Annotated in this window: 9 protein-coding genes, 17 tRNA genes and 3 rRNA genes; all 29 read left to right on the top strand. The window is 51.0% G+C overall.

The annotated features are described in order from the left end of the window. Positions 1–25 precede the first annotated feature (25 nt). The 29 genes from AC3ITG_RS01285 to iolG all read left to right on the top strand — a co-directional run bounded on the left by AC3ITG_RS01285 (position 26) and on the right by iolG (position 18,813). Positions 26–1,273, top strand: coding sequence for a HAMP domain-containing protein (locus AC3ITG_RS01285; RefSeq protein ID WP_489252573.1), 1,248 nt, complete (start codon positions 26–28; stop codon positions 1,271–1,273). Between the two features lie 27 nt (positions 1,274–1,300). Continuing rightward, positions 1,301–2,029 carry a sensor histidine kinase gene (locus AC3ITG_RS01290; protein WP_489254391.1) on the top strand — a complete coding sequence of 243 codons (729 nt, stop codon included), beginning with the start codon at positions 1,301–1,303 and terminating at the stop codon, positions 2,027–2,029. Further along, complete coding sequence (locus AC3ITG_RS01295) at positions 2,026–3,630, top strand: response regulator (RefSeq protein ID WP_489252574.1); 1,605 nt, start codon at positions 2,026–2,028, stop codon at positions 3,628–3,630. The genes AC3ITG_RS01290 and AC3ITG_RS01295 overlap by 4 nt, the downstream gene beginning before the upstream one ends. 50 nt (positions 3,631–3,680) lie before the next feature. Then, positions 3,681–4,226, top strand: coding sequence for a GNAT family N-acetyltransferase (locus AC3ITG_RS01300; protein WP_413374517.1), 546 nt, complete (start codon positions 3,681–3,683; stop codon positions 4,224–4,226). Positions 4,227–4,998: 772 nt separating this feature from the next. Continuing rightward, positions 4,999–6,550, top strand: a 16S ribosomal RNA gene (locus AC3ITG_RS01305). Positions 6,551–6,858: 308 nt separating this feature from the next. Further along, a 23S ribosomal RNA gene (locus AC3ITG_RS01310) occupies positions 6,859–9,784 on the top strand. An 80-nt stretch (positions 9,785–9,864) separates the two neighbouring features. Beyond that, positions 9,865–9,981 (top strand): 5S ribosomal RNA (gene rrf / locus AC3ITG_RS01315). The 16S, 23S and 5S rRNA genes sit together here with 17 tRNA genes alongside, the layout of an rRNA operon. Positions 9,982–10,019: 38 nt before the next feature. Continuing rightward, positions 10,020–10,093, top strand: a tRNA-Ile gene (locus AC3ITG_RS01320). Between the two features lie 28 nt (positions 10,094–10,121). Beyond that, positions 10,122–10,197 (top strand) — tRNA-Ala (locus tag AC3ITG_RS01325). A 1-nt stretch (position 10,198) separates the two neighbouring features. After that, a tRNA-Asn gene (locus tag AC3ITG_RS01330) sits at positions 10,199–10,274 on the top strand. Between the two features lie 4 nt (positions 10,275–10,278). Continuing rightward, a tRNA-Glu gene (locus AC3ITG_RS01335) sits at positions 10,279–10,350 on the top strand. Positions 10,351–10,474: 124 nt separating this feature from the next. After that, positions 10,475–10,550, top strand: a tRNA-Val gene (locus AC3ITG_RS01340). 20 nt (positions 10,551–10,570) lie between these two features. Then, positions 10,571–10,644, top strand: a tRNA-Met gene (locus tag AC3ITG_RS01345). Between the two features lie 27 nt (positions 10,645–10,671). Beyond that, positions 10,672–10,749 (top strand) — tRNA-Asp (locus AC3ITG_RS01350). Positions 10,750–10,959: 210 nt separating this feature from the next. After that, positions 10,960–11,035: transfer RNA gene (locus AC3ITG_RS01355), tRNA-Phe, on the top strand. 18 nt (positions 11,036–11,053) lie between these two features. Further along, positions 11,054–11,129 (top strand) — tRNA-Thr (locus AC3ITG_RS01360). A gap of 9 nt (positions 11,130–11,138) precedes the next feature. Next, positions 11,139–11,224, top strand: a tRNA-Tyr gene (locus tag AC3ITG_RS01365). A 7-nt stretch (positions 11,225–11,231) separates the two neighbouring features. After that, a tRNA-Lys gene (locus tag AC3ITG_RS01370) sits at positions 11,232–11,307 on the top strand. Between the two features lie 6 nt (positions 11,308–11,313). Continuing rightward, positions 11,314–11,394, top strand: a tRNA-Leu gene (locus AC3ITG_RS01375). Between the two features lie 10 nt (positions 11,395–11,404). Next, a tRNA-Gly gene (locus AC3ITG_RS01380) sits at positions 11,405–11,479 on the top strand. A 7-nt stretch (positions 11,480–11,486) separates the two neighbouring features. Further along, a tRNA-Arg gene (locus AC3ITG_RS01385) sits at positions 11,487–11,563 on the top strand. A gap of 14 nt (positions 11,564–11,577) precedes the next feature. Beyond that, positions 11,578–11,656 (top strand) — tRNA-Leu (locus AC3ITG_RS01390). Positions 11,657–11,663: 7 nt separating this feature from the next. After that, positions 11,664–11,737: transfer RNA gene (locus AC3ITG_RS01395), tRNA-Pro, on the top strand. Between the two features lie 9 nt (positions 11,738–11,746). Then, positions 11,747–11,817 (top strand) — tRNA-Gly (locus tag AC3ITG_RS01400). A gap of 321 nt (positions 11,818–12,138) precedes the next feature. Next, positions 12,139–14,004, top strand: a complete 1,866-nt coding sequence (gene iolD, locus AC3ITG_RS01405; protein ID WP_489252575.1) for a 3D-(3,5/4)-trihydroxycyclohexane-1,2-dione acylhydrolase (decyclizing) — start codon at positions 12,139–12,141, stop codon at positions 14,002–14,004. A 114-nt stretch (positions 14,005–14,118) separates the two neighbouring features. Continuing rightward, entirely contained in the window at positions 14,119–15,021 is a 903-nt protein-coding gene (gene iolE, locus AC3ITG_RS01410; RefSeq protein WP_489252576.1) for a myo-inosose-2 dehydratase, read from the top strand. Between the two features lie 111 nt (positions 15,022–15,132). Beyond that, positions 15,133–16,143, top strand: coding sequence for a 5-dehydro-2-deoxygluconokinase (iolC, locus tag AC3ITG_RS01415; RefSeq protein ID WP_489252577.1), 1,011 nt, complete (start codon positions 15,133–15,135; stop codon positions 16,141–16,143). Between the two features lie 72 nt (positions 16,144–16,215). Next, positions 16,216–17,691 (top strand): CoA-acylating methylmalonate-semialdehyde dehydrogenase, encoded by a 1,476-nt coding sequence (locus AC3ITG_RS01420; protein ID WP_489252578.1) that lies wholly within the window; start codon positions 16,216–16,218, stop codon positions 17,689–17,691. 69 nt (positions 17,692–17,760) lie between these two features. Then, positions 17,761–18,813, top strand: coding sequence for an inositol 2-dehydrogenase (gene iolG / locus AC3ITG_RS01425; protein ID WP_489252579.1), 1,053 nt, complete (start codon positions 17,761–17,763; stop codon positions 18,811–18,813). The last annotated feature ends 52 nt before the right edge of the window (positions 18,814–18,865 follow it).

Genomic DNA, 18,865 nt, shown 5'->3' on the forward strand with positions numbered 1-18,865 from the left:
TTCCAAGACGAAACGAGTTGATTCCATGCGGAAACGAAGATTATCGTTATTCCTAACTCATAAGCTGCAACAAAGCAAGCTCTCCACGTTGATGGTGACTTGCTTTATTGCGTTTAACCTGCTTCTCGTCTCGGTTATTGTCTGGCTGGCATACCAGTCGTTCTCTGCCGTCACGTTTACCGAGATCAGCAAAGCACGACTTGCTCTTCTGAATGAGAGTACACGCCGAGGGTTTGATTTTATTACAGGTGTGACAGGCACGGCTTACTCTTTAGCGAGCAACCGTGAGCTGTCGAATCTGCTGGAAACGAAGGGGACGGGAAGGCTGACACAGATCCACCAACGGCGTGAGGTGTCCAAAATATTGGATCATACGGTGGTAGTCAGTGAAGGTATTACCTCAGTGGAGCTGTATACGGATGCCTTCAACGGTGTCACTGTCACGATGGCCGACCGCATCTATTCAGTGGATACGATTGCCGGTGATTCATGGTTTGCTGCACTGGAGCATGCGGATGCGGCTTGGGTACCTCTGCGGGAAAACGAATCAGGCAAATCGCTAATCGGATACGCCCAGCGAATCTTTGACAGCCGGGGTGGGACGGTAGCCTACGTGCTCATCCGCCTGAGTCGCGCGGACATTGTACGCAGATTTGCGGATATGCCGATGGTGCTGGATGGACAGGTGCTGTTGGTGGATACCGCAGGCAACGTCGTCATGCAGATGGGCGATGACAATTTAGAGGTGAATTCTGGTGAGGATTCGAGCTCAATTAATGGAGCCTCAAAACATTTTCCTTCTATTAATGTATCTGCTAATGTATCTGCTGCTGGTGAAAGCGAACCTGTCGTCGACAGTGCATGGATTCAGGAGCATGTTGAACATAGGGAGGACGGATTTGAAGTGGTTTCCGGCAAGCCCGGTGGAGCGCAACTTGTTCTGTATTCAAGACCTGCCATGCTTCAGTGGCGACTGGTACAGACCATCCCTGTTCACACACTGTTATCTCCTGTGAGGCAGGCCGGATGGCAGGTCCTTGGAATAGCTGTGCTGGGGTTACTATGTTCGGCGGTACTCGCGTATCTGTTCGTTTGGCGGATTGTTCGTCCTTTACGTCAGCTGATCAAGCGGATGAGGCAACTGGAGAAGGGGGATTTCAATACCCGGGTTCAGCTTTCGTTTACCGAGGAATATGCCCATTTGGCGTATGGATTCAACCATATGGCATCACAATTGACGGAGTTGATGGAGCAGGTCAAGGAAGAGAGCTGAGCGAAGCGTGAAGCACAGACCGGTTTACTGGAGGCGCAAATCAAACCGCATTTTCTTTACAACACACTCGACATGATCCACTGGCGTGCTCTCGATTATGAGGCCAAGGACATCAGCCGCATGATTGTACAACTCAGCAAACTGCTGCGTATCGGATTGAGCGGTGGCAGACTATTCATCCGGGTACGGGATGAGTTGGAGCATGCTCGTTGTTACGTTAGCATTCAGTCGGAGCGGCTGCCGTTCTCTATTGATTATCAGGAACAGATTGATCCGAGAGTGCGAGGCTGTTACATTCCCAAAATCATTTTGCAGCCCTTTATCGAGAATGCGGTCATGCATGGGCATCCGAAGGAAGGACAACTTCGCATACAGGTGGATATGCGGGAATCGGAGAGCAACGATCCACCTGGTGTGGAGGAATCATCAACCAGTCTTATCACCGACTCAACTGATTCATCCGGATTAGGCAGCCAATCTATGGATGATCGTCCGCCCAGAAAATCTGCACACGCACCCGAAATTATTATTTGCATAAAAGATAACGGACAGGGCTTGCCTGAGGGATGGAAGTTGGAGGAGACGACTGGCATTGGGATACGAAATGTACATCAACGCATTCAATTGTATTGTGGCACTGGGTACGGCGTTGATATATGTGCAGGTGAATTAGGCGGAATAGAAGTGACCATTACACTGCCGCGTATTGAGACGGAAGAACAATTAAACTTATGGCTGGGCGGTGAAAATGAATGAAAACCATTATGCTCGTAGACGATGACCCGCATATTGTAAAAGCATTGACCGACCATATTGATTGGCCATCCATTGGCCTCCGCATTGCAGGAACGGCTTCCAATGGTTTGGACGCACTGGAGCTGTTCCATCGGCTGCGCCCCGATCTTGTGATGACGGACGTCTATTTGCCAGGAATGACAGGACTTGAGGTCACGCAGGCGTTGCGGCGGGACCATCCCCATCTGCCGATCATCATTCTTAGCGGATATGACGAATTCGAGAATGCCCGGGCGGCCATGCGCTGGGGCGTGAATCATTTTTTGCTAAAGCCTGCGGAAGTGGAGGAGATTGAGTCTGTTCTGCGTGAGGTGCTACTGGAAGAGGATGTGCGGGAGCGGCGTGAGCAGCTGGAGCGGACGTACAAACAGGAGATTGGGCGGGTGGTTCCTTATCTTCGCAAATTGTTTCTCCACGAGCTGTTAACCACACGCTACCGGGAAGAGGAGTTACCTGCGGAGCGTATGGATTATGTGGGTATTCGCATACCCTCTCAAGTGCGTGCCATCAGTCTGCAGTTGTATCGGCCTGCATTTCTGACAAGGATGAAAGAACGGGACTGGCAGCTGTTAAGGTACGGGGCAGCAGATATTATTCAGGAGACCGTCAAAGAGCAGACTACGCAAATAAACGACTGCCAGGTGGAGATCGTGGATTACTCGGATCAGGTGTTTGTGCTGCTTCTATTTGACGAGAAGGACCCGCTAGAACAATTTGAGTCAATTGTTGAACGGATGATTGATCAGATTTTTACGTACCTCAAGATCGAAATAAGCGCAGGTATTGGAACGTCCAAAGGTCACTTATGCGAAGTTATGGATTCCTATCTGGAGAGCAGGGAGGCGCTGGAGAAAGCAGAGTTTCAGGGCGGGAGCCGCGTATATCGATATGATTCATCAGATGCTTTAACCCCGAGCGCAACGGATTACTCGCTATTGCTGCGACAATGGAGTGAGTCATGGGCAGATATGAGGACTGATCTGGCAGAGGAGATATGGGTGCGGCTTCGCAACCTGCTGGACGAAGGGGGTGGTACCAGTATTCAGGATGTGCAGGTTGTGGCCGTGAGTCTGTTCGACACGTTAATTCATAGTTGGAACCGGCATTATCCCATGCTGGCACCACCGCTCGCTATGAGCCATTTTTTGCGGGAAATTCAATCGAAATACGGGATGCAGGATCTGATATGCTGGATGGATGGTATTATTCGAAACTGGATGGAACAGATACGTAAAGAAATGGGCGAGAAAAAAAGCAATAAATTAGTGGAGCAGGTAAAACAGTACGTTGAAATGCATTATGCTGAAGAGATTAGTTTTGAAGCCATTGCCAAGGGACTGTTTGTACACCCCAAATATTTGAGTCAGCTGTTCAAGAGGGTGACCGGAGAGAACTTTGTGAGTTATGTAAATGGGTATCGGATTCAACGTGCGTTGGAGCTATTACAGTCAGGGCATTACATGGTCTACGAGGTTAGTGAAATGACTGGGTTCCGCAACGCGACGTATTTCAGTCAGGTGTTCAAGATGCTTACGGGCAAGAGTCCGTCTGAGGTGGGGTAGAGCCATCAATAGGGTAAGCAAAATAAAATAGATTGGACGGATTACAACGTATGATCATCAATCAACAGGAGTTTAATGTAAAAGGATTGACCTATTCAATTAGGTCCGCAATGGAAAAGGATGCTGAGGCATTGTCTTCACTTCGTTTACAGATGGATGGAGAAACCGAGTATATGGATCGTGAGCAAGGTGAAGGCTTTATTGATCCAGCGGGGTTTGAACAAATAATCCGGTTGGACTCGGAGAAAGAGAGAAACCTGTTTCTCGTTACTATTGTAAAGGAACAAATCGTCGGGTATTCCAGGTGTGAAGGTGTTGATCTAAAGCGATTTTCTCATAAGGTTGAATTTGGCGTTTGTGTAGCGAAAGAGTTCTGGGGATACGGGATCGGCAAGAAACTACTCGAACTATCAATAGATTGGGCAGACACGAATGGAATTGAGAAGATGACCTTGAACGTGGTGGGGACGAACGATAAAGCGATGGATCTTTACAAAAGAATGGGCTTCGAGATAGAGGGGACTGTGAAAAAGGATCGACGACACGCGGACGGTCGGTATTACGATACAGTTATGATGGGAAGGTTCAGGGGCTGAGGGGGAGAAGGTGGTGGTGATAGGTTGGCTAGCAATATACGCCACTCCTTTTATTATTCAATAACTATTCTTTTATATGAAAGAACAGATACACGAGTAACTACTTCTCTCTCATGGAGAGAGTTAATATCTATTAGATGTAGTTTCTTAAAATCTGATTTCATATATTGTTATAGAGGCTAATAGATATGTGCGATACAAGACTAAGTATCTCTTGAGCTACTAAATATTGTTTCTTCAAAACGAATAGAATCTCAGTTTACTATGAACATTAACTATTACCCTTTCTCTATAAGTTAATGATACTTAACATTGTCATATCTATTGAGTGTAGCAGATGGGGTCTGATTGCAAGACAGTGATTGATTATGATAAGAAGGGGAACATAACGGGTCTATTGTCCTCATCAAACGGAGATAAAAAAATTAATTAAGGGTTGCATTTTATTTTTGTACATGGTATATTCTAATTCCGGCCAAGAAAACACGAGAAACACGGTGCGGCAAGCGAATGAGATAAGCTTCGAAAGAAACTTAAAAAAGAGCTTGCAAAGTTGGTTCGGATGTGATAAGATATAAAAGTTGCTGAGGTGAACAACACACGGCAATGAAACAAGTTTGATCTTTGAAAACTGAACAACGAGTGAGTAAACATTCTGCTTGCAGAATGAACGCGAAAGTTCGAGACAAGCCTTGGCTTGAATTGACTGGAGCATAAATGAGATTTTTAATCTCGTCAGTTTCAAAATGAGCTTATCGCTCTTTTCAATACTTTATTGGAGAGTTTGATCCTGGCTCAGGACGAACGCTGGCGGCATGCCTAATACATGCAAGTCGAGCGGACTATCAGAGAAGCTTGCTTCTCTGATAGTTAGCGGCGGACGGGTGAGTAACACGTAGGCAACCTGCCCTCAAGTTTGGGACAACTACCGGAAACGGTAGCTAATACCGAATAGTTGTTTTCTTCACCTGAAGAGAACTGGAAAGACGGAGCAATCTGTCACTTGGGGATGGGCCTGCGGCGCATTAGCTAGTTGGTGGGGTAACGGCTCACCAAGGCGACGATGCGTAGCCGACCTGAGAGGGTGATCGGCCACACTGGGACTGAGACACGGCCCAGACTCCTACGGGAGGCAGCAGTAGGGAATCTTCCGCAATGGGCGAAAGCCTGACGGAGCAATGCCGCGTGAGTGATGAAGGTTTTCGGATCGTAAAGCTCTGTTGCCAGGGAAGAACGCTTGGGAGAGTAACTGCTCTCAAGGTGACGGTACCTGAGAAGAAAGCCCCGGCTAACTACGTGCCAGCAGCCGCGGTAATACGTAGGGGGCAAGCGTTGTCCGGAATTATTGGGCGTAAAGCGCGCGCAGGCGGTCATTTAAGTCTGGTGTTTAATCCCGGGGCTCAACCCCGGATCGCACTGGAAACTGGGTGACTTGAGTGCAGAAGAGGAGAGTGGAATTCCACGTGTAGCGGTGAAATGCGTAGATATGTGGAGGAACACCAGTGGCGAAGGCGACTCTCTGGGCTGTAACTGACGCTGAGGCGCGAAAGCGTGGGGAGCAAACAGGATTAGATACCCTGGTAGTCCACGCCGTAAACGATGAGTGCTAGGTGTTAGGGGTTTCGATACCCTTGGTGCCGAAGTTAACACATTAAGCACTCCGCCTGGGGAGTACGGTCGCAAGACTGAAACTCAAAGGAATTGACGGGGACCCGCACAAGCAGTGGAGTATGTGGTTTAATTCGAAGCAACGCGAAGAACCTTACCAGGTCTTGACATCCCTCTGACCGGTACAGAGATGTACCTTTCCTTCGGGACAGAGGAGACAGGTGGTGCATGGTTGTCGTCAGCTCGTGTCGTGAGATGTTGGGTTAAGTCCCGCAACGAGCGCAACCCTTGATCTTAGTTGCCAGCATTTCGGATGGGCACTCTAAGGTGACTGCCGGTGACAAACCGGAGGAAGGTGGGGATGACGTCAAATCATCATGCCCCTTATGACCTGGGCTACACACGTACTACAATGGCCGGTACAACGGGCTGTGAAGCCGCGAGGTGGAACGAATCCTAAAAAGCCGGTCTCAGTTCGGATTGCAGGCTGCAACTCGCCTGCATGAAGTCGGAATTGCTAGTAATCGCGGATCAGCATGCCGCGGTGAATACGTTCCCGGGTCTTGTACACACCGCCCGTCACACCACGAGAGTTTATAACACCCGAAGTCGGTGGGGTAACCGCAAGGAGCCAGCCGCCGAAGGTGGGATAGATGATTGGGGTGAAGTCGTAACAAGGTAGCCGTATCGGAAGGTGCGGCTGGATCACCTCCTTTCTATGGAGAATCGTTTCCCGCGTGGAAACATTCAAATATGCAGCTTAGCTGCAAAACTTACTCACTCGTTGCTCAGTTTTGAGAGCTCAAACTCTCAAACAGCTTGCTTTTGCATGGAGCTTGTTCTTTGAAAACTAGATATCGAAACGAAATTTTGCGATTTAGAACATTCCTTTTTAAGCTGAACTTGTGTTAAACAAGTTTCAATAAATAGTGAAAACTGCATTGCGATGGTATCGAATGAGAGCGACTTTTGGCTTTGCGCAAGCAAAACAAGGGAAGCGAGCAGTCGAAACCGGAGCAAATATGGTTAAGCTACTAAGAGCACACGGAGGATGCCTAGGCGCTAGGAGCCGATGAAGGACGTGGCGAACAACGAAACTGCCTCGGGGAGCTGTAAGCAAGCTTTGATCCGGGGGTGTCCGAATGGGGAAACCCAGCTGGGGTAATTTCCAGTTACTCATAACTGAATACATAGGTTATGTAGAGGCATACCAAGGGAACTGAAACATCTAAGTACCTTGAGGAAGAGAAAACAATAGTGATTCCGTCAGTAGCGGCGAGCGAACGCGGAGAAGCCCAAACCAGAGAGCTTGCTCTTTGGGGTTGTGGGACGTCTCACATGGAGTTACAAAGGAACCGGTTAAGCGAAGAGGTCTGGAAAGGCCCGCCAAAGAAGGTAAAAGCCCTGTACTTGAAAGTCTGTTCCCTCCGAGATGTATCCCGAGTAGTGCGGGGCACGTGAAACCCCGTATGAATCCGGCAGGACCATCTGCCAAGGCTAAATACTTCCTAGCGACCGATAGTGAAGCAGTACCGTGAGGGAAAGGTGAAAAGCACCCCGGAAGGGGAGTGAAATAGAACCTGAAACCGTGTGCTTACAAAAAGTCAGAGCCCGTTTTAGGGGTGATGGCGTGCCTTTTGTAGAATGAACCGGCGAGTTACGTTCCCGTGCAAGGTTAAGGTGAAGAGCCGGAGCCGCAGCGAAAGCGAGTCTGAATAGGGCGATTGAGTACGTGGACGTAGACCCGAAACCGGGTGATCTACCCCTGTCCAGGGTGAAGGTGCGGTAACACGCACTGGAGGCCCGAACCCACGCATGTTGAAAAATGCGGGGATGAGGTGGGGGTAGCGGAGAAATTCCAATCGAACTCGGAGATAGCTGGTTCTCCCCGAAATAGCTTTAGGGCTAGCCTCGGAAAACAGAGTCGTGGAGGTAGAGCACTGATTGGGTGCGGGGCCCGCAAGGGTTACCAAGCTCAGTCAAACTCCGAATGCCATAGACTTACTTCCGGGAGTCAGACAGTGAGTGCTAAGATCCATTGTCAAAAGGGAAACAGCCCAGACCATCAGCTAAGGTCCCCAAGTGTGTGTTAAGTGGGAAAGGATGTGGAGTTGCACAGACAACCAGGATGTTGGCTTAGAAGCAGCCACCATTGAAAGAGTGCGTAATAGCTCACTGGTCGAGTGACTCTGCGCCGAAAATGTAACGGGGCTAAACACACCACCGAAGCTATGGCTTGATGCTTTGCATCAGGGGTAGGGGAGCGTTGTATAAGGGTTGAAGGTGTACCGTAAGGAGCGCTGGACATTATACAAGTGAGAATGCCGGTATGAGTAACGAAAAGATCAGTGAGAATCTGATCCGCCGAAAGCCTAAGGGTTCCTGAGGAAGGCTCGTCCGCTCAGGGTAAGTCGGGACCTAAGGCGAGGCCGAAAGGCGTAGTCGAAGGACAACAGGTCGAAATTCCTGTACCACCGTAAGCCGTTATGAGCAATGGGGGGACGCAGCAGGGTAGTGACGCGGACTGATGGATGTCCGTCTAAGCAGTGAGGCTGATGTGTAGGCAAATCCGCACATCGTAAGGCTGGACTGTGATGGGGAGCGAAAATTATAGTAGCGAAGGTCATGATCTCACACTGCCAAGAAAAGCCTCTAGCCAGGTGATGGTGCCCGTACCGCAAACCGACACAGGTAGGCGAGAAGAGAATTCTAAGGCGCGCGGAAGAACTCTCGTTAAGGAACTCGGCAAAATGACCCCGTAACTTCGGGAGAAGGGGTGCCCCGGTAGTGTGAATAGCACGAGGGGGCCGCAGTGAAAAGGCCCAAGCGACTGTTTAGCAAAAACACAGGTCTGTGCGAAGCCGTAAGGCGAAGTATACGGGCTGACGCCTGCCCGGTGCTGGAAGGTTAAGGGGAGCGGTTAGGAGCAATCCGAAGCTGTGAACCGAAGCCCCAGTAAACGGCGGCCGTAACTATAACGGTCCTAAGGTAGCGAAATTCCTTGTCAGGTAAATTCTGACCCGCACGAATGGCGTAACGACTTGGGCGCTGTCTCAACGAGAGATCCGGTGAAATTTTAATACCTGTGAAGATGCAGGTTACCCGCGACAAGACGGAAAGACCCCATGGAGCTTTACTGCAGCTTGATATTGAATTTGGGTACGATCTGTACAGGATAGGTGGGAGCCTTTGAAACGTGAGCGCCAGCTTGCGTGGAGGCACCGTTGGGATACCACCCTGATCGTATCTAGGTTCTAACCTGGTACCGTAATCCGGTGCGGGGACAGTGTCAGGTGGGCAGTTTGACTGGGGCGGTCGCCTCCTAAAGAGTAACGGAGGCGCCCAAAGGTTCCCTCAGAATGGTTGGAAATCATTCGAAGAGTGCAAAGGCATAAGGGAGCTTGACTGCGAGACCTACAAGTCGAGCAGGGACGAAAGTCGGGCTTAGTGATCCGGTGGTACCGCATGGAAGGGCCATCGCTCAACGGATAAAAGCTACCCTGGGGATAACAGGCTTATCTCCCCCAAGAGTCCACATCGACGGGGAGGTTTGGCACCTCGATGTCGGCTCATCGCATCCTGGGGCTGAAGTAGGTCCCAAGGGTTGGGCTGTTCGCCCATTAAAGCGGTACGCGAGCTGGGTTCAGAACGTCGTGAGACAGTTCGGTCCCTATCTGTCGTGGGCGTAGGAAATTTGAGAGGAGCTGTCCTTAGTACGAGAGGACCGGGATGGACGTACCGCTGGTGTACCAGTTGTTCCGCCAGGAGCACCGCTGGGTAGCTATGTACGGAAGGGATAAGCGCTGAAAGCATCTAAGCGTGAAGCCCCCCTCAAGATGAGATTTCCCAGTATGTAAGACCCCTTGAAGACGACGAGGTAGATAGGCTGGGGGTGGAAGTGCAGCAATGCATGGAGCTGACCAGTACTAATCGGTCGAGGGCTTATCCAATATGCAAGTTGTAAATCGCACATTTCGTTTCGGATCTAGTTTTCAGAGAATAAACTCTGAGATGTAAGCTAAGCTATGCGTTTGGTGGCGATGGCGGAGGGGTTCCACACGTACCCATCCCGAACACGACCGTTAAGCCCTCTAGCGCCGATGGTACTTGGACCGCAGGGTCCTGGGAGAGTAGGACGCCGCCAAGCGAAACCCCTTTGGGGTATTTTTTTTCGGTTTTTCATAGGGGCCCTTAGCTCAGTTGGTTAGAGCGCACCTCTGATAAGGGTGAGGCCGGTGGTTCGAGTCCACCAGGGCCCATAGTAATACCAGATATACTAAAGTGTATGGGGCCATAGCTCAGCTGGGAGAGCGCCTGCCTTGCAAGCAGGAGGTCAGCGGTTCGATCCCGCTTGGCTCCACCATTCCCTGATAGCTCAGTTGGTAGAGCACTCGACTGTTAATCGAGTTGTCACAGGTTCGAGTCCTGTTCGGGGAGCCATTAAGGCCCGTTGGTCAAGGGGTTAAGACACCTCCCTTTCACGGAGGTAACAGGGGTTCGAATCCCCTACGGGTCATAGCTATATTTATTAGCTTAAAAAAGGGATGAGAATCCCAAAGGTTCGTCGGAGGATAAACTTCGTTAGCAATGGCTTCGCAGTCTCGAACGAAGTGAGAGTATCCCCTACGGGTCATATATATGGAGGCTTAGCTCAGCTGGGAGAGCATCTGCCTTACAAGCAGAGGGTCGGGGGTTCGAACCCCTCAGCCTCCACCATATCATTTTCTGAATAACGACGCGGGGTGGAGCAGCCCGGTAGCTCGTCGGGCTCATAACCCGAAGGCCGCAGGTTCAAATCCTGCCCCCGCAATTATACTTTCTCTGAAGAAAGTGATATGGAACCGTGGTGTAGTTGGCCTAACATGCCTGCCTGTCACGCAGGAGATCGCGGGTTCGAATCCCGTCGGTTCCGCCATCTTGATTTTGCTTCAGGGATGAGAATCCGTTTTTGGGTTCGTCGGAGTATTCACTTCGAGAGCATCAGCTTCGCAGTCTCGAACGAAGTGAGAGTATCCCGTCGGTTCCGCCATTTTAATCTTTACATGAGGAAGTTGTTCACTTAATCTGCTATATGGCACCGAACGCCTTAGATAAAGTGCAACGTATCAAGATTAAACTTTATTGTGGCTCGGTAGCTCAGTCGGTAGAGCAGAGGACTGAAAATCCTCGTGTCGGCGGTTCGATTCCGTCCCGAGCCACCATTTATCACAACTTAATATGCCGGTGTAGCTCAACTGGTAGAGCAACTGACTTGTAATCAGTAGGTTGGGGGTTCAAGTCCTCTCGCCGGCACCATGTAATCCTGGAGGATTAGCGAAGCGGCCAAACGCATCAGACTGTAAATCTGCTCCCGTACGGGTTCGGTGGTTCGAATCCATCATCCTCCACCAGTTTTTTGAGTCATTAGCTCAGTTGGTAGAGCACCTGACTTTTAATCAGGGTGTCGAAGGTTCGAGCCCTTCATGACTCACCATTATATGCGCGTGTGGCGGAATTGGCAGACGCACTAGACTTAGGATCTAGCGTCTTTGACGTGGGGGTTCAAGTCCCTCCACGCGCATCCTTTATAAGCGGACGTGGCTCAGCGGTAGAGCATCGCCTTGCCAAGGCGAGGGTCGCGGGTTCGATTCCCGTCGTCCGCTCCAATATTTTGCGCCCTTAGCTCAGCTGGATAGAGCGTTTGACTACGAATCAAAAGGCCGGGAGTTCGAATCTCTCAGGGCGCGCCATTATAACTTCATATGCCGGCGTGGCGGAATGGCAGACGCGCTCGACTCAAAATCGAGTGGGAAACCGTGGAGGTTCGAGTCCTCTCGCCGGTATAGATAACGGGATGTAGCTCAGCTTGGTAGAGCACCTGGTTTGGGACCAGGGGGTCGCATGTTCAAATCGTGTCATCCCGATTTTTACATGCGGGTGTAGTTCAATGGTAGAACTTTAGCCTTCCAAGCTAATAGCGTGGGTTCGATTCCCATCACCCGCTTTATAGAAGTGTAAAAAAAAGAGATGGTTTCTGCCATCTCTTTTTTTTGCATTTTTTAACGTTTCCATTGCTCTCTGAACATTCACTCCAATACTATTAACTTATCGGATCATAGCTTTATTAACAGTGGGATAATACACAATACCACAGTGATAAAGCTATGTTTATTTGCCGTTTTGTAAAACGCTTACAAAAATATCTTGCCTAATCCTTCAGCCTGTAATACTATATCAATTAAGCGCTTAACCTTTAGGGGTAAGGCGCTTAAACTTAACGTAGATTAAGCGCTTAACCCCTAAAGGGAAGGGAGATGATCATTCCATGACAACCATTAGACTGACGATGGCTCAGGCACTGCTCCGATATCTGGATCAGCAATATATTTCCGTTGATGGGGTAGAAACCAAGTTTGTGAAAGGCGTTATCGGCATTTTTGGTCACGGCAACGTAACTGGTATTGGAGAGGCACTGGAGCGTAGTCCTGGAAGTCTAACGTATATGCAGGGTAAAAATGAACAAGGCATGGTACATACGGCAGCGGCCTATGCCAAGCAGAAGAACCGTAGACAGATTTATGCCTGCACGACATCCATCGGACCAGGTGCACTGAACATGATTACCGCAGCGGCAACCGCGACGGTCAATCGGATTCCTGTTTTACTGCTTCCGGGTGATAACTTTGCCACACGTGAGCCCGATCCCGTGCTGCAACAACTGGAGGTAAGCGGCGATTATACCATTTCAGCCACTGATCCGTTCAAAGCGGTCAGTAAATACTGGGATCGCATCGTACGTCCCGAACAGCTGATGATTGCTGCCACGCAGGCGATGCGCGTGCTGATGGACCCGGCGGAGACGGGCGCGGTAACGCTGGCGCTGCCGCAGGATGTGCAGGCAGAGGCGTACGATTACCCTGAATCGTTCTTCGCCCGCAAGGTGCATTACCTGGACCGTCGTCCACCGGTCCAGGCGGCAATTGAACGGGCAACGCAGCAGATTGCCCGTGGCAGGAAGCCGCTGATCGTAGCAGGCGGCGGCGTGTTGTATGCCGAGGCATCCACACAGCTGGCTGAATTCGCCGAGGCATTTGGCATTCCGGTTGCCGAGACGCAGGCTGGCAAAAGTGCCCTGGCGTGGGACCACCCACTTAATGTGGGAGCCATCGGTGTTACCGGCTCGCTGGCTGCCAACAGGCTTGCCAGGGAAGCAGATGTGGTAATCGGCGTCGGCACTCGGTTCTCGGATTTTACGACGGCGTCCCGGTCTGCTTTTCAGCATCCCGAAGTGGCTTTCATCAATATTAACCTGAACGGCATGGATGCCGCCAAATTGGGTGGGGAAGCGATTTTGGCTGATGCACGGGAAGGTCTGCAAGCTCTGCAAACGGCTTTACAGGGACGGCAGTACCACAGTGGATACGGAACATCCGAGATCGCCGATCTGCGGGATGAATGGAACGATGAGGTGAATCGACTCTATGGACTGCAACATGAGGCAGGACTGGCACAGACGACCGCGGTCGGTATTATTAATCGGAGCATTGACCCTTCTTCCGTCATTGTGTGCGCGGCGGGAAGTTTGCCTGGAGACTTGCACCGTCTGTGGCGCGCGTCTGCACCGAAAACATACCACATGGAGTATGGCTTCTCCTGTATGGGCTATGAGGTGAGCGGGGCATTCGGGGCAGCTCTTGCCGAGCCGGATCGTGAAGTGTATGCCATGGTGGGTGACGGTAGTTACCTGATGCTGCATTCTGAACTGGTGACGAGCTTGCAGGAACAGAAGAAGATGACCATTTTACTATTCAATAACAATGGATTTCAGTGTATTCACAATTTGCAACGGGAGCACGGAAGTGACGGTTTCGGCAATGAGTTTCGTTATCGGGAAGCGGAGAGCGGACGACTGACCGGGGATTACATGCCTATGGATTTTGCAGCCCATGCCCGCAGCCTTGGAGCCAAAGCCTATAGGGCAGAGACGACAGAACAATTAGAGCAGGCGATCAGAGATGCACGGAATGAGACCGTGACTACACTAATCGAAATTCCAGTCGTGCCCGGAACCAATGCAGGCGGATATGAGTCCTGGTGGAATGTAGGCGTTCCAGAAGTATCCAACGAGGAAAAGGTGGTAACGGCTCATCACGCGATGCAGGCAAACCGTGCCAAAGCTAGACTCATTTAATTGAGCATATCATCAATCCAAAGAGTGACTTTCAATCAGCATGATATAGATGGCAATGCGCGCGTTAAATCGAATGATGCAAAAATGTTGAACCATAAAAGGAGACGTGGAGCTATGAACAAGCTGCCATTTCAGCTCGGGATTCATCCGATCAACTGGGTCGGAGAGGATGTAAAGGAGCATGGTGATGCAACAACATGTAAACAGATTCTGGATGACATTCAGCGACTTGGCCTGACAGGTACGGAGATGGGACGCAAATATCCCACGGATCCAGACACATTGCGGGAGGAGCTGGGCAAGCGCAATATACGCCTCGTTTCCCAGTGGAAATCGGTATTGTTCTCTGACCCGGCGTATCGTCAGTCTGAGCTGGACAGCTATCGCAGACACGCGGAGTTCCTGCAATCGATGGGCAGCACGGTGATTAGCACGGCGGAAGTAGGTGGCTCCCTGCATTTCGATCCAAGGCGGACACCGCATGAAAAAGAAGTGCTGAGACTCAGTGAATCGGAATGGCACATCCTTGCTAAGGGGCTGAACGAAGCAGGTGCCATCGCCCGTGAGCACGGGTTGAAGCTGACGTACCATCATCATGGCGGCACCGTTGTTGAGCAGCCGGATGAGATCGATAAATTGATGGAACTGACTGACCCATCTCTTGTTTATTTGCTCTATGACACAGGTCATGCTTACTACGGCGGAGCCGACCCGTTAGCTCTCCTACGCAAGCATTATGACCGGATTGCCTATATTCATCTGAAGGATATCCGTCCTCAAGTGCTGGAAGAAGCACGGGCGGAACAGTCTGATTTTGTGGGCTGTATTCGTAAAGGGGTTTTTACGGTTCCCGGAGATGGATGTATTGATTTTGCACCGATTCTGCAGGAGTTAGTCACACGGGGGTATGATGGCTGGGCGATGCTTGAAGGGGAACAGGACCCTGCGATTCATAATCCGTATGAGTATGCGCGGCGATCGTTGCAATATATGGAGTCCTTATACCAGCACAGCTGATAAAGTCATGGCAATCGGGAGAGAACCATACCATGAGGTAAACCAGATTATGAGTGTGAGTTTGATGAATGTATCATTCAAAATCCCATCACAGAAAGGGGTTCAAATACAATGACTTACGTATCCTTTCCTGATTCCAGGAAGATGGATTTCACCGCGATTGGCCGTCTGTGCATCGACTTGAATGCCAATGAGATCAATCGCCCGATGGAAGAGACGATGACCTTTACGAAATATGTGGGCGGATCTCCGGCTAATATCACGATTGGCATGTCCAGGCTCGGTATGGAAACGGCATTTATCGGCAAAATCGCGAATGACCAGATGGGCAGGTTCATCAACAGTTATCTGGAGCGGAACGGGATCGATACGTCAAATGTGGTAACGGACGATACCGGAGCGGTGACAGGACTTGCTTTTACCGAGATCAAAAGTCCAACCGATTGCAGTATTCTAATGTATCGTGACCATGTGGCTGATCTGTTATTGCAGTCGAGAGAAGTGAAGGAACAGCTGATTGCCGACTCCAAAGTGCTGCTGATCTCAGGCACAGCCCTCGCCCAGAGCCCATCTCGTGAAGCGGTATTCCAGGCGCTGGCGTATGCGAAAAAGCATGGCACAATCATTGTGTTTGATCTCGACTATCGTCCTTACACATGGACATCAGCCGAAGAGACAGCGGTCTATTACAACCTCGCAGCCGAGAAATGCGATATTATCCTAGGCACACGTGAAGAGTTCGACATGATGGAGACGTTTGACCATAATCCAGACCATAGCGATCAGGTGACCGCGCAAAAATGGTTCGACTTTTCAGCTAAAATTGTCGTCATCAAACATGGCAAGGAAGGCTCCATTGCCTATACAGGTGAAGGACTATCTCATCAAGCGGACAGCTACCCTGCGCGTGTGGTGAAGACATTTGGGGCAGGCGATTCCTACGCGGCGGGATTCCTGTATGGGTTGATGCAGGGCTGGACGATTGAACGCAGCATGGCGTTTGGCAGTGCGGCAGCATGTATCGTTATCTCCAGCCACAGCTGCTCGGATGCGATGCCAACGGTGGAACAAGTGAACGACTATATCGAACGCTGCAATCGGGGCGAAATTACGGTGTCTTGAAGCGTGTTGAAGTACTTGGAGTACATGGAGTAATTTGACGCAACGCACATATAAGCGAAGGGAGACAGGGCTATGGGAAAAGGGATTTCGGAAGCGTCAGTAACAGCGACAATGGTTCAAAACTGGATCGGGGGTGCCTGGGTGACCCCGACGGCAACCCGTACAGAGCCGGTTGTAAATCCGGCTACGGAAGAGGTCATTGCACACGTACCGCTGTCTGAACAGGCCGATGTGGATTTGGCCGTCCAGACGGCACGGGAGGCGTTCCCGTCATGGAGTGGCACACCGGTTCCCCGCCGTGCACGGATTCTGTTCCGCTACCAGCAGCTGCTGGTGGAGCACTGGGAAGAACTCGCGCGGCTGGTTACGCTGGAAAACGGTAAAAGCTACGCTGAAGCCTACGGCGAAGTGCAGCGTGGCATTGAATGCGTCGAATTCGCGGCAGGCGCCCCGAACCTGATGATGGGCAAACAGCTGCCCGACATTGCCACCGGGCTGGAGTCGGGCATGTACCGGTACCCGATCGGTGTCATTGGGGGAATAACCCCCTTCAACTTTCCGATGATGGTACCGTGCTGGATGTTCCCGCTGGCGATTGCGTGCGGCAACACCTTTGTCCTGAAGCCGTCCGAGCGCACACCGCTGCTGGCAGGTCGTCTGGCTGAGCTGTTCAAGGAAGCAGGGCTTCCGGACGGCGTGCTCAATATCGTTCACGGTGCTCATGATGTCGTGAACGGACTGCTTGAACACAAGGATGTTCAAGCGATCTCTTTTGTCGGATCACAGCCTGTGGCTGAATATGTGTACACTACCGCATCAGCACATGGCAAACGGGTACAGGCGCTTGCTGGTGCCAAAAATCACTCGATCGTCATGCCGGACGCCGATCTCGACCTGACGGTGAAAGAAATCACCAGTGCGGCCTTCGGCTCAGCCGGAGAACGCTGTATGGCCTGCTCGGTTGTTGTCGCCGTGGGCGATGTTGCTGACACGCTGGTGCAAAAGCTGGTGGAAGCGGCAGATCGCATCACGATTGGTAACGGCATGGATGAAGGGGTATTCCTGGGTCCTGTCATTCGTGGTCCGCATAAGGAACGTACACTTAGCTACATTGAATCCGGAGAACAGGAAGGCGCTGCTCTGATCCGGGATGGTCGCAAAGATGAAGCGACAGGCAAGTCCGGTTATTTCGTTGGTCCGACGGTATTTGATGAGGTGCAGAGCACCATGAAGATCTGGAAGGACGAGATTTTTGCACCGGTGCTCTCGGTAGCGAGGGTGGCTACGCTGGAGGAAGCAGTGGAACTGGCCAACCGTTCCGACTTTGCCAACGGAGCTTGCCTGTTCACCCGCAGTGGAGCAAGCATGCGCCAATTCCGTGAAACGATTGATGCAGGCATGCTGGGCATTAACTTGGGCGTACCTGCGCCAATGGCATTTTTCCCTTTTTCCGGCTGGAAGAAATCGTTCTACGGTGATTTGCATGCCAACGGTACAGACGGCGTTGAATTTTATACTCGCAAAAAGATGGTTACTGCCCGCTGGTAGTCACTCAGGGCATACCAGCCAATGGAAGAACGTTGAGTCCACATGGACACATACAGGGAGGATAACGGAATGGGCAAGGATAAAGTGAGAATTGGCATCATCGGCGCTGGGCGTATTGGTAAAATCCATGCGGACAATCTCCTTCGCAACCCGCATGCCGAGATTGTTGGTATCAGTGATTTGTTTGCAGGACCCGAGCTGGAGGAGTGGGCTTCCAGCCGTGGCATTCCAGTGGTAACGACAGATAGCAGCCAGCTGATCGCCATGCCAAATGTGGATGCAGTGCTGATCTGTTCCTCAACAGATACGCATGTACCACTGATTGAACAGGCAGCCCAGGCAGGCAAACACATTTTTTGCGAGAAGCCGGTCAGTATGGATCTTCATCAGACTCAGGCAGCTGTTGCAGCCGTGCAGAAGGCTGGGGTAAAGCTGCAAATCGGATTCAATCGTCGCTTCGATCATAACTTCAAACGGGTACGTGCACATGTGCAGGAGGGAACGATTGGTGATCCGCATATTATCAAAATCACTTCTCGTGACCCGAGTCCGCCGCCAGCGGAGTACATCCGGGTGTCTGGCGGAATCTTCATGGATATGATGATCCATGATTTCGACATGGCTCGGTATTTGTCTGGGAGTGAGGTGGAGGAAGTCTATGCCCAGGGCAATGTGCTGATTCATCCTGTTTTTGCGGAACACGGCGATGTGGATACGGCCATTGTGACGATGAGTTTTGAAAATGGAGCAATCGGCGTCATTGATAACAGCCGCCAAGCGGTATATGGATACGATCAGCGAGTCGAGGTATTTGGCTCACTGGGCAGCGCCGCAGCTGCGAACGATCATCCGAATACGGCAGAAATTAGTACAGCGAACGGATTGATGCGCGACAAGCCGCTGCACTTTTTCCTGGAGCGATACAATGAAGCGTACGTGCAGGAGACAGCTCTTTTCATCGACGCGATTCGGAACGATACACCTGTCATCGTAAACGGGAATGATGCAGTCCAGGCAGAACGCATCGCACTCGCCGCGCGCATGTCCATGGAACAAGGCAGACCTGTGAAGCTGCGTGAAGTCCCGGGAATATCGGTGGAATCCCAGACGGTTGCCCCGTAGGACCATTTTCATAACAAGTTCATTTCATCTAATAGACAGCCATCAGGATTAA

Source organism: Paenibacillus sp. GL_099_B (assembly GCF_057835695.1).